Annotated in this window: 15 protein-coding genes; 8 read left to right on the forward strand and 7 right to left on the reverse strand. The window is 66.7% G+C overall.

Annotation, left to right across the window (positions count from 1 at the left end; translation table 11 throughout):
• Window positions 1–73: 73 nt before the first annotated feature.
• Window positions 74–517 carry a multidrug/biocide efflux PACE transporter gene (locus IB256_RS26455; RefSeq protein WP_192404668.1) on the reverse strand — a complete coding sequence of 148 codons (444 nt, stop codon included), beginning with the start codon at window positions 515–517 and terminating at the stop codon, window positions 74–76.
• A gap of 132 nt (window positions 518–649) precedes the next feature.
• On the opposite strand from IB256_RS26455, the gene IB256_RS26460 reads away from it, so the two are divergent.
• The 6 genes from IB256_RS26460 (at window position 650) to IB256_RS26485 (ending at window position 7,268) form a co-directional block, all read left to right on the forward strand.
• The gene (locus IB256_RS26460) at window positions 650–1,510 is read left to right on the forward strand and encodes a LysR family transcriptional regulator (protein ID WP_192295048.1); all 861 of its coding nucleotides are present in this window, start codon (window positions 650–652) and stop codon (window positions 1,508–1,510) included.
• A gap of 112 nt (window positions 1,511–1,622) precedes the next feature.
• Window positions 1,623–2,540 carry an AAA family ATPase gene (locus IB256_RS26465; protein ID WP_192295047.1) on the forward strand — a complete coding sequence of 306 codons (918 nt, stop codon included), beginning with the start codon at window positions 1,623–1,625 and terminating at the stop codon, window positions 2,538–2,540.
• Between the two features lie 10 nt (window positions 2,541–2,550).
• Window positions 2,551–3,504: a DUF58 domain-containing protein gene (locus IB256_RS26470; RefSeq protein ID WP_192295046.1), complete on the forward strand. Its 954-nt coding sequence runs from the start codon at window positions 2,551–2,553 to the stop codon at window positions 3,502–3,504.
• On the forward strand, window positions 3,501–5,516 hold the full coding sequence (locus IB256_RS26475) for a DUF3488 and DUF4129 domain-containing transglutaminase family protein (RefSeq protein ID WP_192404669.1): 2,016 nt from the start codon (window positions 3,501–3,503) through the stop codon (window positions 5,514–5,516). The genes IB256_RS26470 and IB256_RS26475 overlap by 4 nt, the downstream gene beginning before the upstream one ends.
• A gap of 68 nt (window positions 5,517–5,584) precedes the next feature.
• Window positions 5,585–6,355: a CHAD domain-containing protein gene (locus IB256_RS26480; protein WP_192295044.1), complete on the forward strand. Its 771-nt coding sequence runs from the start codon at window positions 5,585–5,587 to the stop codon at window positions 6,353–6,355.
• Window positions 6,356–6,467: 112 nt separating this feature from the next.
• Window positions 6,468–7,268: an acyl-CoA thioesterase gene (locus IB256_RS26485; RefSeq protein ID WP_081518660.1), complete on the forward strand. Its 801-nt coding sequence runs from the start codon at window positions 6,468–6,470 to the stop codon at window positions 7,266–7,268.
• Between the two features lie 11 nt (window positions 7,269–7,279).
• On the opposite strand, the gene IB256_RS26490 is transcribed toward IB256_RS26485, so the two are convergent.
• The 5 genes from IB256_RS26490 to IB256_RS26510 all read right to left on the reverse strand — a co-directional run bounded on the left by IB256_RS26490 (window position 7,280) and on the right by IB256_RS26510 (window position 12,340).
• A complete protein-coding gene (locus tag IB256_RS26490) occupies window positions 7,280–8,857 on the reverse strand; it encodes a diguanylate cyclase (RefSeq protein ID WP_412547975.1) in 1,578 nt (525 codons plus the stop codon).
• Window positions 8,857–9,303 carry a molybdopterin-dependent oxidoreductase gene (locus IB256_RS26495; RefSeq protein WP_225601975.1) on the reverse strand — a complete coding sequence of 149 codons (447 nt, stop codon included), beginning with the start codon at window positions 9,301–9,303 and terminating at the stop codon, window positions 8,857–8,859. Before IB256_RS26495 ends, IB256_RS26490 begins: the two co-directional genes overlap by 1 nt.
• A 145-nt stretch (window positions 9,304–9,448) precedes the next feature.
• On the reverse strand, window positions 9,449–9,808 hold the full coding sequence (locus tag IB256_RS26500) for an Mpo1-like protein (RefSeq protein ID WP_192295042.1): 360 nt from the start codon (window positions 9,806–9,808) through the stop codon (window positions 9,449–9,451).
• Window positions 9,809–9,923: 115 nt separating this feature from the next.
• Entirely contained in the window at window positions 9,924–11,402 is a 1,479-nt protein-coding gene (locus IB256_RS26505; protein ID WP_192404671.1) for a methyl-accepting chemotaxis protein, read from the reverse strand.
• A gap of 137 nt (window positions 11,403–11,539) precedes the next feature.
• Entirely contained in the window at window positions 11,540–12,340 is an 801-nt protein-coding gene (locus tag IB256_RS26510; RefSeq protein ID WP_192295040.1) for a TatD family hydrolase, read from the reverse strand.
• A 224-nt stretch (window positions 12,341–12,564) separates the two neighbouring features.
• Between IB256_RS26510 and IB256_RS26515 the strand changes: the two genes are divergently transcribed.
• Together IB256_RS26515 and IB256_RS26520 are read left to right on the forward strand one after the other, a co-directional pair.
• Window positions 12,565–13,989: a transglycosylase SLT domain-containing protein gene (locus IB256_RS26515; protein ID WP_192404672.1), complete on the forward strand. Its 1,425-nt coding sequence runs from the start codon at window positions 12,565–12,567 to the stop codon at window positions 13,987–13,989.
• Between the two features lie 142 nt (window positions 13,990–14,131).
• On the forward strand, window positions 14,132–14,566 hold the full coding sequence (locus IB256_RS26520) for a DoxX family protein (protein WP_017517576.1): 435 nt from the start codon (window positions 14,132–14,134) through the stop codon (window positions 14,564–14,566).
• Window positions 14,567–14,660: 94 nt separating this feature from the next.
• On the opposite strand, the gene IB256_RS26525 is transcribed toward IB256_RS26520, so the two are convergent.
• Complete coding sequence (locus tag IB256_RS26525) at window positions 14,661–15,689, reverse strand: YeiH family protein (protein ID WP_192295039.1); 1,029 nt, start codon at window positions 15,687–15,689, stop codon at window positions 14,661–14,663.
• Window position 15,690 lies beyond the last annotated feature (1 nt).

A 15,690-nucleotide genomic window follows, 5' to 3' on the forward strand; every position in this document is an offset into this window, starting at 1 on the left:
AACGGGTTATCCGCCGCGATGGCGGATAACGCCGGAGGCGTTATGCGCCCTACATTGAGCGGCGGACTTGAAGTCAGTGCGCTTGCGCTACGGGTTCCCGACCAACCCAGCGCTCGCGCAGTACGTCATACACCCAGTTGAACACCAGCGCGTAGGGCAGGAAGAACAGCACCAGGCCGATGTCGAGGATGAATGCCTCCAGCAGGCTCACCGACAGCCACCAGGCGGCCAGCGGCACCAGCAGGATGATCAGGCCCAGTTCGAACAGCGAGGCATGCAGCACACGCACCGACAGGGTACGGCTGAAGCCCATGCGGTTCTGCGCGCGGTCGAAGGCGGCGTTGAACAGCATATTCCACACGGTGGCGATGGCCGAGAACATCAGGGTCATGGCGCCCATGTGGCCCAGCGGTTTGTCCATCAGCCAGGCCAGGGTCGGCGCGCAGATGACGACCGCCAGCAATTCGAAAAGGCCGGCGTGGAACATCCGCTCTTTCAGGGTTTTAGTGGGAGTCATGGGGTATCTCCAGGCATCAAGCTCTCAATTCACGAGAAGGCCGACTCCGTCGGTCCGGCGCCATTATCATCGGTCGACCGGCTGGATCTAAGTTGGATACCATCGGCTTAACCGATGGAAGAGGCTGCCACCATGCAATATTCCCCCGAATCCCTGCAGGCCTTCGCCGAGGCCGCCTGCCTGGGCTCGTTCAGCGCCGCCGCGCGCAAGCTGGGCAAGAGCCAGTCCACCGTCAGCGAGGCCATCGCCCGCCTGGAGATCGACCTCGGCCTGACCCTGTTCGACCGCAGCAGTCGCCAGCCGCAGCTGACCGAGGCCGGCCACGCGCTGCTCGGACGGGTGGAGGAAGTGCTGATGGCCAATGACCGTCTCGGCCAGCTCGCGCATCAGCTGGTCGGCGGACTGGAGTCGCGAGTGACCCTGGCGATGTCGGACACTTACCAGTCGGCCGAATTCGAAGCCCGGCTGGCGGAGATCGATGCGCGTTATCCGGATCTGGAGTTCGAATGGCTGATCGCCGAGGACAGCGACGTACTCGACCTGGTCGTCCAGGGGCGCGCCAGCCTTGGCTTGCTGGCGGCGCAGAAGGATTACCCGCCGGACGTCAGCTCGGCGACCCTGAGCGAGCAGGCCGAGTTCGGCCTCTTCGTCAGCCGCGACCATCCGCTGGCCGGCCATGCACAGGTAGAGCGCGAGGATCTGCTGGCCTACCGGGCGCTGCGCCTGAACACCTACCTGGATGACGCCGCACCGATGCTCGGCGGCCGCTGCTGGAGCGCGCCAAACTACCTGCTGTTGCTGGACATGGCGGTACTGGGCTTTGGCTGGATCGAATTGCCCAGCTGGATGGTAGGACGTTTCGCCAGTGGGCGTATGCAGGAGCTGAAGGTCGCTGGCTGGCCGCGCCGGGTGGCGGTGGACGTGATCTGGTCGCGGCAACGTCGGCTGGGGCCTGCCGCGAGTTGGCTGGCGGAGCGCCTGCTGGGACGCTAGGCGCTCTGGATCACAGCTCTGCATCACAGATTGCGGACTAAATGTGTCGAAGCCTTTGATGCTCTGTCCTGGATCAGTAGGATCGGAGTTTTCCGGGGAAGAGAGGGTAAGGATGCACGCCAAGCTGGAGAATTGTCTGAAGGCAGTCGATCAGGTACTGCTCGGCAAGGAAGTGCAGGTGAGACTGGCACTGACCTGCCTGCTGGCCCGCGGTCACCTGCTCATCGAAGACCTGCCCGGCATGGGCAAGACCACCTTGAGCCATGCCTTGGCGCGGGTGCTGGGGCTGAGCTTCCAGCGCATCCAGTTCACCTCCGACCTGCTGCCCGGTGACGTGCTGGGCACCTCGGTGTTCGACAAGGACAGCGGGCAGTTCGTCTTCCACGCCGGCCCGATCTTCTCCGAGCTGGTGCTGGCCGACGAGATCAACCGCGCCACGCCCAAGAGCCAGAGCGCGCTGCTCGAGGCCATGGAGGAGGGCCAGGTGACCATCGAGGGTGCGACCCGTCCGCTGCCCGAGCCGTTCTTCGTCATCGCCACGCAGAACCCGGTGACCCAGGGCGGCACCTTCGCGCTGCCCGAGTCCCAGCTTGACCGCTTCCTCATGCGCCTGTCTCTGGGTTACCCCGGTCGCGCCGCCGAGAAGGCGCTGCTGCTGGGCGAGGCGCGCCGCGACCTGCTGCCACGCCTGGAACCGATGCTCGACCCGCAGGAGCTGCAAGCGCTGCAGGGCGAGGTGCTGGAGGTGCGTGCCAGCGATGCCCTGGTGGATTACGTGCTGCGCCTGGTGGAGGCCACGCGTACCCAGCCGGCCTTCGCCCTCGGCCTGTCGCCGCGCGGTAGCCTGGCGTTGCTGGCGGCGGCCCGTGCCTGGGCGCTGCTGGCAGGGCGCGACTATGTGATTCCCGAGGATGTGCAGGTTGTGCTGCCGTCGGTGGCCGGCCACCGCCTGCGTGACCAGGCCGACCCGGCCGGCCATGGCGGCGGCGCGCTGGTGCAGTGGTTGCTGCGCGAAGTTCCGGCGCTCTGAGGGGCTTGCCATGCTCGTCAGGGTCAGACCGCTGTGGCAGAGCTGGATAGCCAGGCGCATACCACCGTCATCGTCGTTGCAGCTCAATCAGCGGCGCATCTTCATCATTCCCTCCCGGCAAGGGATGGCCTTTGGCGTCGCCCTGGCGCTGATGTTGCTCACGGCGATCAATTACCAGAACAGCCTGGCCTACGGTCTGACCTTCCTGCTGCTCTCGCTGTTCATCGTCGCCATCCTGCACACCTACCGGAACCTGGGCGGCCTGCGTCTGACGGCGCTCGGCGCGCAGCCGGTGTTCGTCGGCGAACAGGCTGCCTTCCGCGTGCGCCTGGAAGGCGAAGGGCGCGCCCGGCAGGCCATAGGCCTGGGCTGGGAGGCCGAGCGCATGCAGTTCGCCGATGTCGCGGCAGACCATGCCGAAGAAGTGCTGCTCACGATGACAGCGCAACGACGGGGCTGGCTGCGCCCCGGTCGCCTGCGCGTGGAAAGCCGTTTCCCGCTGGGGCTGCTGGTGGCCTGGAGCTGGGTGGACCTGGACCAGTCGGTGCTGGTCTACCCGCATCCGCAGCCCGGCGACCTGCCGCTCGAAGGCGGGCCGGCAGAGAATGACGAAGAGGGCGTGCGTCCCACGGGGCGTGGTGTCGATGATTTCCAGGGACTGCGGCCCTACCAGCCGGGCGACTCGCGCCGGCGCCTGCACTGGAAGGCCTACTCGCGCGGCCAGGGTCTGCTGGTAAAGGACTTCTCCGCGCTGGCCGGACGCAATGTCTGGCTGGAGTTCAACAGCCTGGGCGGGGACACCGAGGGGCGCCTTTCACGCCTGTGCTTCTGGGTTCTGCAGCTGTCGCTGCGCCAGCAGCCCTTCGGCTTGCGCTTGCCGGATGCGCAACTGGCGGTTGGCCTGGATGATGCCCATCGCGATGCCTGCCTGCGCGCCCTGGCGCTGCATGGTACGAAGCGATGAGCCGCGCGACCGCCGCTTCCGTCCAGCCGATTCCACGGGTTGCCCTGACCTGGCTGCTGGTGGCCCAGGCGGTGGTAATCATTCCGCACCTTGAACACTTGCCGCTGTGGATCGTCGCGCTGTGGTTGGGTTGTGCGGCCTGGCGTATCCAGGTATTCCGCATGCGTGCCAGCTATCCCAGCGGCATCGCCAAGCTGGCGCTGGTGGCAGCGGCGGGGCTGGGCGTTTGGTTTTCCAGCGGCTCTCTGATCGGGCTGGACGCCGGTGTGGTACTGCTGATCGCGGCCTTCGTGATCAAGCTGATGGAGCTCAAGACCCGCCGCGACGCCTGGGTGCTGATCCTGCTGGGTTTCTTCGCAGTGACCACCAGCTACCTGTTCCAGGACGACATCATCGCCGCCGCCTTCAGCCTGCTGCCGGTGTTGGCCCTGCTGGCAGCGGCCATCGGCCTGCAGCAGAGCAGCTTCGCCGCACGCCCTATGCCGACCCTGCGTCTGGCCGGCGGCCTGCTGCTGCAGGCGCTGCCCCTGATGTTGCTGTTGTTCTTGCTGTTCCCGCGCATGGGGCCGCTGTGGTCGCTGCCGCTGCCGGGCGACAAGGCCATGACCGGGCTGAGCGACAGCATGGCGCCAGGTGACATGGTGGAACTGAGCCAGTCTTCCGCGTTGGCTTTCCGCGTGAGTTTCGATGGCCAGCCGCCGCCGCGCTCGCTGCTGTACTGGCGTGCCTTGACCCTGGAACGCTTCGATGGCCTGCGCTGGAGCACCGCATTCCAGCGGGGCGATCGTCCGCCGCAATGGCAGCAGCGGGGCACTCCGTTGCAGTACCAGGTGATCATGGAGCCCAACGGCCGGCCCTGGCTGTTCGCTCTGGATGCGGGGCAGACCAGCCTGAACGATGCGCGAATGATGAGCGACTTCCACCTGGAACGGCGCCTGCCGGTGCGCCAGGGGCTGATGTACCGTGCCACCTCCTGGCCTGAAGCTTTGCTGGAGCCCGATGATGCCGCCCGCGCGCAACGGATCAACCTCAGCCTGCCGCAGGGCGGTAATCCCCAGGCTCGCGCCTGGGCGCAACAACTGCGCGAACGCTACCCGCAGCCGGCAGAGCTGGTGCAGGCGATGCTGAGGAGCTTCCGCGAGCAACCCTTCCGCTACACACTCCGGCCGCCGGATGCCGGCTCGGAGCGCATCGACGGCTTTCTGTTCGACACCCGCGCCGGCTTCTGCGAGCACTACGCCGGCGCCATGACCTTCGTCCTGCGCGCAGCTGGTATTCCGGCTCGCGTGGTCACCGGCTATCAGGGCGGCGAGGCCAGCAGCTCCGGCAATTACCTGGCGATACGTCAGTTCGACGCCCACGCATGGGTGGAGTACTGGCAGCGTGGCCGGGGCTGGACGCGGGTCGATCCGACGGGGGCCGTGGCTCCCGAACGCATCGAGCAGGGGTTGGAAGCGGCCCTGGGCCAGGAAGGCAGCTTCCTGGAGTCCGATCCGTTTTCGCCGCTGCGCTATCGCAACTTTGCGCTGCTCAATCAGCTGCGCATGGCCTGGGAAGACGCCAACTACGGCTGGCAGCGCTGGGTGCTGGGCTACCAGTCCGAGCAGCAGGGCGACATGCTCAAGCGCTGGTTCGGCGGGCTCGACCGGCAATGGATCGGCGCCCTGCTGATCGGCGGTGGCGCGCTGTTGCTGGGCCTGCTGGCGCTGGTGCTGTTCAAGCCCTGGCAGCGCACCGCCGATGTCCAGTTGCGCAGCTTCCAGCGCTTCGAGCGGATACTCGCGCCGCTGGGCATGCGCCGCGAGCCGGGAGAGGGCGCGCGGGATTTCTGTCGTCGCGCCATCAAGGTCTTGCCGGCCCACGCGCAGGCGATCCGCGACTATCTGGATGCCTTCGAGAAACAGCGTTACGGCGGTGCGGCTGCGTCTCCAGCCGAGCTCCGTGGGCACCTGGCGCGCCTGCGCCGAGAGCTGCCTTGGCGCCTGCGGCCGTCGCGCGGAAAAGGAACGTGACATTGCGCCCCTTGCCGCTGCGTCGGCCGGGGCTAACCTGATATTTCATCCTCTGAGTGGAGCCTGCCGTGACCTCCTTCTGCGATTACCTGGTAAGCCATCTGATCGAGCAGGAGGTTGCGCTGTTCTCCGCGTCTTCCCGCCTGAAGGCCGAATCCGATCCGGAAGCGCTGCACGACCTGCGCATCGCCGTACGCCGGTTGCGCAGCCTGCTGCACCCGGTGCGCGGCATGCCCGGTATCGACGAGCTGGAGCAGGCACTGGGCGACATGGGCCGGCTCAGCGGCCCGCTGCGCGACCTCGAAGTGTTGCTGCCGGTGCTGGAGGCCGAGGGCTATGAGCGTGCCGCCGCGCTGCGCCGGCCGGCGTTGATCTCCGGCTACGCCACGCTGCTTGCCAGCCCGCAGTGGGAGCGTCTGCTGATGCGCCTGGACGGCTGGCCACAGCTGTGGCGCACGTCCGAGCGCCACGGCGTGCTCAAGGGGCTGCACCACAAGGTGGAAAAACGCCTGGCCCGGGAGTGGCAGAAGCTGCGCGATGCCCTGAAAGACCCGGCCCACGACCGTCATCGCCTGCGCCTGCTGATCAAGCGGGTGCGCTATTCGCTGGAGGCCTATCCCGAGGAGTCCGCCGTGCCGCAACGCCTGCTGGCGCCGCTGAAGGAGGCGCAATCGGCACTGGGCGACTGGCATGACTACGAGCAGTGGCTGATCCGCAGCGAGCGCGAGCTGGACCTGATGCCGCTGCAACCGCACTGGAACGCCCGCCATGACCTCGCCGAGCGTCTCGCCGACGAGAGCCTGGAGGCCCTGGAGAAGGCTCTGCATAGAGGCCGTTGATGATCGGGCATTTTCTGCAAGGGACAAGGCTTTGGATGGTTTGCCGGTGCCGCCGGTACCCCTAAGATCGCAACCAGTTGCCATTCTCCAGAAGCTTCAGGGAAGTCCGATCATGTCCTTCAGCGAAATGCTCCGGGCGGTGCGTACTGCGCCGTTGTCCATCGTCATCCCCGCCGCCTGGGCCCAGGGCCGCGCCAGTTTCGGCGGCCTGGTGGCGGCGCTGGCCTACGAGGCCATGGCGTCGGTGGCCGAGGCCGGGCGGCCGGTGCGTTCGCTGGCGATCACCTTCGTCGGCCCCATCGAGGTGGAAGTGCCAGTGAGCTTCGAGGCCGAAGTCCTGCGCGAGGGAAAGTCGGTCAGCCAGGTGTTCTGCCGCGCCGTGCAGAACGGCCAGGTCGTGCTGCTGGCTCAGGGCAGCTTCGGCGTGGCGCGCGAATCCAGCGTGCAGATGGAGGGCCTGCCGCCGCCGGCGTTCAAGGCCATCGAGGACTGCCAGGAGCTGCCCTACATCCGCAAGATCATGCCGGCCTTCACCCAGAATATCGCCATGCGCTGGGCCGTCGGGCACATGCCGTTCTCGGCCAGTCGCGAGCGCGAGATGGGTGGCTGGATGCGTTTCCGTGGTGATGACGTGGGCGACGAGCCGATGGAGATCAGCCACCTGCTGGCGCTGATCGACGCCTGGCCGCCGGCCAACCTGCCGCACCTGAAATCGCCTGCGCCCTCCAGTTCGCTGACCTGGACCGTGGAGTTCGTCCAGCCGCTGCCGTCGATGCCGGCCAATGGCTGGTGCCAGTACCTGGCAACCATCGAGCATGCCCGTGACGGCTACGGCCATATTGCGGCGCAGACCTGGTCGGCGGACGGCCAGCTCCTGGCAATCGGCAGGCAGACGGTGACCATCTTCGGCTAGAAGCCTGGCGGCTAGCGACCGGGCGAGGTCTCCGTACGATTGCGCCCGCCGGCCTTGGCCCGGTACAGGGCGCGGTCCGCGCGGGCGAGCAGGTCTTCCAGGCGCAGTTCGCCTTCGCGTCGCTCGGCCACGCCGATGCTCAGGGTCAGGCGCACGCGGTTGCCGTCTTCGCTGGTGAAGGACAGCGCCTGCACGCTGTTGCGCACCCGCTCGGCGACTTGCAGCGCCTGCTGCAGGTCGGTTTCCGGAAGGATCGCGGCAAACTCCTCGCCGCCCAGGCGGCCGAGCAGGTCGACTTCGCGCAGCCCCTGGGTGAGCTCCCTGGCTACGGCCTGCAGCACCGCATCCCCGAAGGCATGGCCGTGGCTGTCGTTGATCGGCTTGAAGAAGTCGATGTCCAGCATCAGCGCCGCGCACTGGCGGTCGTAGCGCTGCGCGCTCTTGAGCAGGGCGACGCCGCGTTTGACGAAGGCGTGGCGGTTCTGCAGGCCGGTCAGCGGGTCAGTGGTGGCCAGCAGGCGCAGCTCCTGCTCCATGGCTTTGCGCTGGTTGATGTCGAAGCTCCACACCAGCGAGGCGGGGCGGCCGTCCACTTCCATCTTGCGCGCCCAGACGATCGCCCAGTAAGCGGGGTTGCCCGCCAGACGGGTTTCCCAGCTGTCCAACTGGCCATTGTCGGCCAGCGACTGGCGGAAGCGCGCTTCCTCGTCCGGGTCATCGAACAGGCGGTGCAGGGTGAAGGGCTCGTGCGGGCGGATGCCGGTGCGCTGCAACAGGCGCGGGCTGACGTAATGGGCTCGGGAGTCTTCGTCACTGAGCAGCGCCACGTCGCTGGGGCTGGTGTCGAGGATGTAGCGCAGCAGTGCCTTGCGTTCGCTCAGCTCCTGGGTGCGTTGTTCGACGCGTTGCTCGAGCGACTGGTTGAGGTCGTGCAGGCGCTGGGTGAGCTGCAGCTTGCGCCGCGAGTTGGCGATCACTCGCAGAGCCAGCAGCACGCTGCACAGGCCGAGGCCGAAGAGCACCCAGGCCAGCAGGTTGAAGGCGCGCTGCAGATCAAGGCGTTCGGCGTCCATGTAGTTGGTCAGGGCGATGTTGGTGACCACCACCAGTTCATGGGTGGGTTCGAGCAGCGGGGGCAGTTCGCGCAGCATCTCGCCGGCCAGCACCTTCGCCGCCGCCGGCTGGCCCCAGGGGGCACGCTGAAGCCAGGCGTCGCTCAGCTGCTGGATCGTCTCCAGCGTCGCCTGCACTTCCGGACGCGGCTCCACCAGGTAACGGTAGACGGGCGTGGTGCGCAGTGGCGGCAGGAGGCTGGCGAGCACCTCGATGCGGGTTGCCAGGGCATCGCTGTCGCTCTTGCCAGCGAGGAGCTGGCGGGCAGTGTTCAGCGAGCGTTCCAGCTCAGCGCGCAGCTGGTAGGCCTGCCACAGTTCACTGTGGGCGTCGGGATGGGCCAGCTGGCGGACGTGCTGGTGCACCATCAGCAGCGCCGCACCGGCACCGGCGGTCAGCGCGGCGATCAGGCCGCTGAGAATGATGACGGTCAGGCGGCGATGGCGCCGCCTGGGAGGCTGCGGGGGCACGGCGATCACTCCAGGGTAATGCGGCTTACCTGCCAGACGGTGCGGTTGAAGTAGACCTGGGTCCGCAACTCCGGGTGATCGAGCATCGGGTAGATGACGAACAGCGGGCCGCGCTCGGCGATGCCGATGGCCTGGCCATCGCGGCGGTAGGCGAGGATGGGGTCGAAGGCGTCGAGGTCGCTCAGCGGAATCAGCGCGGAATAGTCGTTCAGCGCCTCGACCCGCAGGCGCTGGGAATCGGTGCGGTCGAAATCGGCGAGCAGGGTGCTCAGGCGCACGCCCTGCCAGCCATAGACGTGGGATTCGTCAGGGAGCATGGAGCGCCGCTCGGTCTGCGGCAGCGCTTCGAGGTCGCGCAGACTGTAATGGCGCAAGAGCTGCGGCTGGTCCTTCACTGCAATGGTCAGCACGGTGCGCTCGGCCGCCGGTTCCGGGGCTGAGTACGCGGGCATGACAATAAACAGGCAGGCCAGAATGCCAATAAAATGACGAAAAGCCGACATCTCAACAGCTCGTGACGAAATCTCGACGATTATATCGGCGAACCTGCCAGGGACTTGAATGGCCGAAATGCCGCGCCCTGATGTGATGGCCGGCTCAGCCGTTACGATTTCGCCAGGCACGCCACCATTTGCCGCTCAGGACGAAGCGCGGGAAGGTGACGAATTGCTCGACCAGCAGCCGACCGACGGCGTCCTTGCGGTCGCTGAAGGGCTCGGGCGCCTGTTCCTCGAGCTTGTGCCCTCGGCCCTGGATGGCCAGCGAGGCGACCATGCCGATCACCCCCAGCAGGATCGCCGACAGGCTCAGGCTGAACAGCCCGTTGAGCAGCGTCAGGGCGCCGAGGATGAACAGCGGCACGGCGATGATGTGCAGCGCGAGGTTGGTCGGGTTGCGGTGGTTGGCGGCGTAGCCCTGCCACTGCCAGGCGAGGAGGTTGGGGTGACGTTTGCCCATGGTGCTGCTCCCGAGACTGAGAAGCCCGCCTGAGCGCAGGCGGGCGGAATGTCAGCAGTCTAGGTGTTGCCCCGGAGCCGGCGCCAATGGGCGCAGACTATGCGGGCGATAGGGATTACAGGCGCAGCTGGCGGATGGCGCGGCTGAGCTCGCCGGCGAGGTCCGCCAGCTGGTGGCTGGTGCCGGCAGAATCGACGGTCTGCTGCACGGTGTGTTCGGTGACGTCGCGGATGCCCACGACCGAACGGGTCATTTCCTCGGCCACCTGGCTCTGTTGCTCGGCGGCCACGGCGATCTGGGTGTTGCTCTCGCGCATCAGCGCCACGGCCGAGGCGATGGCCGCCAGTGCTTCGCCGGCCTCGCGGGCCTCCGCGACGCAGCCGTCGGCCTTGATCGAGCTTTCCTGCATGAACTCCACGGCGTCGCGGGTACCGGACTGCAGCGCGTTGATCATCTGGGTGATCTCGTCGGTGGAGTCCTGCACGCGCTTGGCAAGGTTGCGCACTTCATCGGCGACCACGGCGAAGCCACGACCCATCTCGCCGGCGCGGGCGGCCTCGATGGCGGCGTTGAGGGCGAGCAGGTTGGTCTGCTCGGCGATGCCGTGGATGACGCTGACTACGCTGCTGATCTTGTGGCTGTCCTGGGCCAGTTGCTGGATCATCTCGGCGGTCTGCTGCACGCCCTGGGACAAGCCAGCGATGGACTGGCCGACCCGACCGACAACCTGCTGGCCGTTGCCGGCGAGGCGGTCGGCTTCCTGCGACTGGTCGCGGGTGTCGGCGGCGTGCTGGGCGATGTGGTGGACGGTGGTGGACATCTCGTTGATGGCGGTGGCCGCCTGGTCGGTCTCGCTCTGCTGGCCGAGCATGCCCTGGCGCACCTGGCCCATGCTGCTGGCGAGGCTGCGCGCGCCTTCGTCGAGGCGCCCGGCGGCCTGGGCGACGGTGCCGACCACGCGCTGGTAGCCGGCCTGCATGGCGTTGAAGGCGGTTGCCATCTGGCCGACTTCGTCGCGGCTTTCCAGCGGCACGCGAGCGGACAGGTCGCCGCTCTTCTCCACGTGGAGCATCACGTCGCGCAGGGTCAGCAGGTGGGTGAGGATGAAGCGGATCAGCAACTGCGAGGCGGCCAGCAGGGCCAGCATCAGCACCAGCACGGCGCCGGCGAAGGGCAGGGCGCGGTCCTCGAAGACGCTCCAGAAGTCGGCGCCGGGGGCAAGCACGGCGACGCGCTGGCCGTTGCCGATGTCCTGCACGTAGGCACCTGCCAGGGCGCCATCGCGGGTCTGCGCGCCCTGCAGGTCAACCCAGCCGCTGGTGCGGGCGAGGGCGGAACCGTCGATACCGGCGATCTGTGGCGCGCTGCCGCTGGCGAAGCTGACGAGGTTCGGCGAAGCCGGCAATGCCGAGCCCGCCGGCCAGTTCTTCAGCAACTGGGCCTGGGCTTCGGCACCCTGGCGTGCCTGCTGGTTGCGCCCGTCGAGTTCCTGGTGCATGGCGAACATGACCAGCAGCAAGGTGGTGACGAAGGCGACCGCGTTGACGGCCCAGAATTTGTACTTGAGGGAAATATCGCGGATCCAGGCGGCCATAAATCTCTTCTTGTCGGTCAAATAATGGCAATGCGCCATTATTGTCGTGAAAAGGGGGAAGGTTGGCCATTGATACCGATCAAGCCACCTTCTGCCCCCGACATATCGGCCGACGAGCCGCGATCTTGAGAGTTGGTTCAAATTTCCGGCAGGTTGAAAAACGCCCGCGCGCTGGCCGTGGTGTGGGCCGCGACTGCCTCGGTGCTTTCGCCGCGATGCTCGGCGACGCAGGCCAGAACTTCCGGCAGATAAGCCGGCTGGTTGCGGCCACTCTTGGGCTTCGGCCGCAGGGTGCGCGGCAATAGATAAGGCGCGTCGCTCTCCAGCATCAGCCGGCCTTCGGGAATCTCCCGCACCAGTTCCTGCAGATGGGTGCCCCGGCGCTCGTCGCAGATCCAGCCGGTAATGCCGATGTGCAGGTCGAGGTCGAGGTACGAATAAAGTGTGCGACGCTCGCCGGTGAAGCAATGCACCACGGCGGCCGGCAGCTTGTCGCGGAAGTCCTTGAGGATCGCCAGCAGGCGCTCGCCCGCATCGCGCTCGTGGATGAACACCGGCAACTGCAACTCCACGGCGAGGCCCAGCTGTTCTTCGAAAGCCTTCTCCTGCTGCGGGCGCGGCGAAAAGTCGCGGTTGAAGTCCAGGCCGCATTCGCCGACCGCCTTCACCCGGTCCTCGGCCAGCAGGCCGCGAAGAACCTTGGCGCTGCCGCTGTCCCAGTGGCTGGCTTCGTGCGGATGGACGCCGGCGGTGCAGTAAAGACGCTGCTCTTCGTCCCGTTGCCGGCACAGCTCCAGGGCCTGTTCGCTGTCGTCCAGGCTGGTTCCGGTCAGCACCATCTGTACGACGCCGGCCTCGATGGCGCGAGCGAGGACCGCTTCACGTTCCGGGACGAAGCTCGGGTGGGTGAGGTTGACGCCGATGTCGATCAGTTGCATTTTTGTTCCCTTTGTTCGGAAGCGGAGCATAGCAAAAGCCGCTTTTTTGACGAAAATTCTTCAAAAACAACAGGTTGAGGAATATTCCGAAGATCTATCGGAAGTTTCGGGTTGGTGTTTATCCCCTCCTGTGAGAGTCTTGCGCGCCCTTGGCGGCCGGGAACTACCGGTCGAAACCGCACTCTAATCGGCCCACCGCCGAGTGCGAGCCCCCGGAGAGCTGGATGACCCGACTGTTGCTGCTACTGCTGTGCCTCGTGGCCCTGACGCCACTGCCGGCGGCCGCGCGCCTGACGGCCCAGCCGGAAAACTGGGAGCAGGAAAGCAGCGACGCCCGCGACCTGGCCACCATCCGCTCTGGCGGCACCCTGCGGGTTCTGGTCAACCAGAGCCGCAACAGCTCCGGCGAAATCAAGGGCGAGCCGATTGGTATCGAGTACCGCCGCCTGCGTGCCTTCGAGCAGTACCTCAACGACAGCGCCCCGGGGCGCAAGCCGCTCACCATCAAGTTCATTCCCAAGGCCAAGGATCAATTGCTCGGCGCGCTGCAACGCGGCGAAGGCGATCTGGTCGCCCCCGGGGAGGTCCTGTTGGCCCGCGACGGCCAGAACGTCAGCCCCAGCCTGCCGTGGAAGGCCGACGTGCCGTTGGTGCTGGTGACCAAGCAGGGCAACCGCAAGTTCGTGCGCCTGGAGCAGCTCGCCGGCCGCACCATCACCCTGCCGGCCGGCAGCGCCGCTGGCGAGGCCGTGCGCAAGGTCAACGAGCGTCTGGCGCAGAAGCACATGGCGCCGCTGGTGCTGGAGTGGACCGATTCCTCCCTGGCCGTGGAAGATGTGCTGGAGATGGTCCAGGCCGGCATCTTCAACTACACCGTGGTCGAGCAACCCATCGCCGAGCGCTGGAGCAAGGTCTTCACCAAGCTGCGCGTGGACCGTCATCTGGTGCTGGACAACAGCGAGCCGATGGCCTGGTACGTGCGCCGCGACGCGCCGATGCTGCGTGCCAGCGTCAACCGCTTCCTCAAGGACTACCGCGCGCCGGCGGACCAGGACGTGGCCTTCCAGCGCCTTTATCGCCGCGCCTACCAGGTGCGCAATCCGCTGGTCGTGCCTGACCGCAAGCGCCTGGAAGCCGTGCGCCCGACCCTGCAGCGCTACGCCGAGCAGAACAAGGTCGACTGGCTGGCGCTGGCTGCCGTGGCCTTCAAGGAATCCAATCTCAATGCCAGCGCGCGCGGCGCTGGCGGCGCTACCGGGCTGATGCAGATCACCCCGGCGGCGGCCCGCGCCGTGGGCGTGGATACCGTGCACCAGAAGGACAGCAATGTGCAGGCCGCCAGCCGTTACATGGCGATGCTGCGCAAGCGCTTCTTCTCCAGCCCGCGCATCAATGAACGTGACCGCATGGCCTTCGTTCTTGCTGCCTACAACGCCGGTCCCGAGCGGGTGCAAAGCCTGCGCGCGGAGGCCAAGCGCCAAGGCCTTAACCCCAACCAGTGGTTCTTCCAGGTCGAGCGCGTGGCGGCCGAGCAACTGGGCATGGGCGTGGTGAACTACGTCAGCAGCGTCAACAAGTACTATCTTGCATATCAGCGCGAACGTGATGGCCTCGAGCCACGTGAAAGCGTGGCGGCAATCAAGAAGTAATCGGTTTGTTCGATAGTTATTAGCGCTATTTTGCGCTTTTGATATCGGAAAAACTGGATATAGTGATCGCCAAGCAACCACGGTTGTCACCCACTTCCTACGCAACCCTTCGCTCCCACTCGAGCTTCCATAAGGACGCACCATGAACTCGCTGATCAAATCCATCCTGACCACCAACGCCGGCGCCGGCATCGCTGTACTGCGTATCACCACCGGCCTGACCTTCATGGCACACGGCTCGCAGAAACTCTTCGGCGCCTTCGGTGGCCCGGGTCTGCAAGGCATGGCGGGCTGGCTGGAATCCCTCGGCGTGACCCCCGGCTACCTGATGGCCGCTCTGGCCGGCAGCGCCGAATTCTTCGGCGGCCTGGCCCTGGTCCTTGGCCTGCTGGTGCGTCTGGCGAGTATCCCGCTGATCGTCGCCATGCTGGTTGCCGTGTTCAGCGTGCACCTGGCCAACGGCTTCTTCATCACTGCCAACGGCTTCGAATACGCCTTCACCCTGATCATGATCAGCGTCGCGCTGCTGATCAGCGGCGCCGGCCCGTTCTCACTGGATCGCAAGCTGTCCAGCTGATCGCCAAGGCAGTAGCAGAAAGCCGGTAATGAAAAAGGGCGGACACCCAAGGTGTCCGCCCTTTTTGTTTGTCTCTGAATCGGTGGAACGCGATTCAGTGGAAGAGATACTGCACGCCGCCATTGATCAGGCCGCCGCCCACCAGCAGGAAGACGAACAGTCCAGCACCCAGCAGCAGCGGCTTGGGGCCTTCCTTGCGCAGGTCGCCCAGGCGGGTGGCCAGGCCCAGGGCGGCCATCGCCATGCCGAGCATCACATCGTCCAGCTGCTGCAGCGGCGCCAACCAGCTTTCCGGCACCCAGCCCAGCGAGCGCAGGCCGGTCACCAGCAGGAAGAACACGGCGAAGCCCGGAATGTGCAGTTTGCGGCGCGCACCCGGCTCGGCGGCTTCGGCGCAACCCACACGGCCGAGGATCAGCAGGGCCGGGGCCAGCAGCAGGACGCGCAGCATCTTGCTGATCAGCGCGGCGTCGGCAGCGGCGGGGTCCATGGCGCGGCCGGCGGCAACCACCTGGGCGACTTCGTGGATGGTCGAGCCGGTGAACACGCCGAAGGCCTGCTCACTGCCGAACAGGTTGGGCAGCGCAGCGTAGATCAGCGGGTGCAGCAGCATCGCCAGGGTGCCGAACAGGACAACGGTGGCCACCGCGACGGCGGTGTGTTCGGCGCGCGCCTTGAGCACCGGGCTGCTCGCCATCACCGCCGCGGCGCCGCAGATGGCGCTGCCGGCGCCGATCAGCAGGGCGCTTTCACGCGGCAGCTTGAGCCAGCGCTCGCCGATCCACCAGGCGACGGTCAGGGTGCTGGCGACCATCAGCACGTCGATGATCAGTGCGGCCGGGCCGAGGGCGGCGATGTCCTGGAAAGTCAGGCGCAGGCCGTAGAGCACCACGCCCAGGCGCAGCAGTTGCTGGCGCGACAGGTCGATGCCGGGGCGGATGCTGCCGAAGCGGGCCAGGCCCAGGTTGCCGGCGAGCAGGCCGATGAGGATCGCCAGGGTCAGGCTGCCGAGTCCCAGGTGCTGCAGCGCGGGGATCTCCATGAGCTGGCGGGAGCCGAAGGCGATTCCCAGGCAGAGCAGGGCACCGGGGGCGTAGTAGGGCAGGCGGCGAAGGGCGTTCATT

It is taken from the genome of Pseudomonas sp. PDM17 (assembly GCF_014851985.1).
GTDB lineage: Bacteria > Pseudomonadota > Gammaproteobacteria > Pseudomonadales > Pseudomonadaceae > Pseudomonas.

Coding starts and splice junctions, on each gene's coding strand:
- IB256_RS26455 (WP_192404668.1), bottom strand. CDS start 517: ATGACTCCCACTAAAACCCTGAAAGAGCGGATGTTCCACGCCGGCCTT.
- IB256_RS26460 (WP_192295048.1), top strand. CDS start 650: ATGCAATATTCCCCCGAATCCCTGCAGGCCTTCGCCGAGGCCGCCTGC.
- IB256_RS26465 (WP_192295047.1), top strand. CDS start 1,623: ATGCACGCCAAGCTGGAGAATTGTCTGAAGGCAGTCGATCAGGTACTG.
- IB256_RS26470 (WP_192295046.1), top strand. CDS start 2,551: ATGCTCGTCAGGGTCAGACCGCTGTGGCAGAGCTGGATAGCCAGGCGC.
- IB256_RS26475 (WP_192404669.1), top strand. CDS start 3,501: ATGAGCCGCGCGACCGCCGCTTCCGTCCAGCCGATTCCACGGGTTGCC.
- IB256_RS26485 (WP_081518660.1), top strand. CDS start 6,468: ATGTCCTTCAGCGAAATGCTCCGGGCGGTGCGTACTGCGCCGTTGTCC.
- IB256_RS26495 (WP_225601975.1), bottom strand. CDS start 9,303: ATGCCCGCGTACTCAGCCCCGGAACCGGCGGCCGAGCGCACCGTGCTG.
- IB256_RS26500 (WP_192295042.1), bottom strand. CDS start 9,808: ATGGGCAAACGTCACCCCAACCTCCTCGCCTGGCAGTGGCAGGGCTAC.
- IB256_RS26505 (WP_192404671.1), bottom strand. CDS start 11,402: ATGGCCGCCTGGATCCGCGATATTTCCCTCAAGTACAAATTCTGGGCC.
- IB256_RS26510 (WP_192295040.1), bottom strand. CDS start 12,340: ATGCAACTGATCGACATCGGCGTCAACCTCACCCACCCGAGCTTCGTC.
- IB256_RS26515 (WP_192404672.1), top strand. CDS start 12,565: ATGACCCGACTGTTGCTGCTACTGCTGTGCCTCGTGGCCCTGACGCCA.
- IB256_RS26520 (WP_017517576.1), top strand. CDS start 14,132: ATGAACTCGCTGATCAAATCCATCCTGACCACCAACGCCGGCGCCGGC.
- IB256_RS26525 (WP_192295039.1), bottom strand. CDS start 15,689: ATGAACGCCCTTCGCCGCCTGCCCTACTACGCCCCCGGTGCCCTGCTC.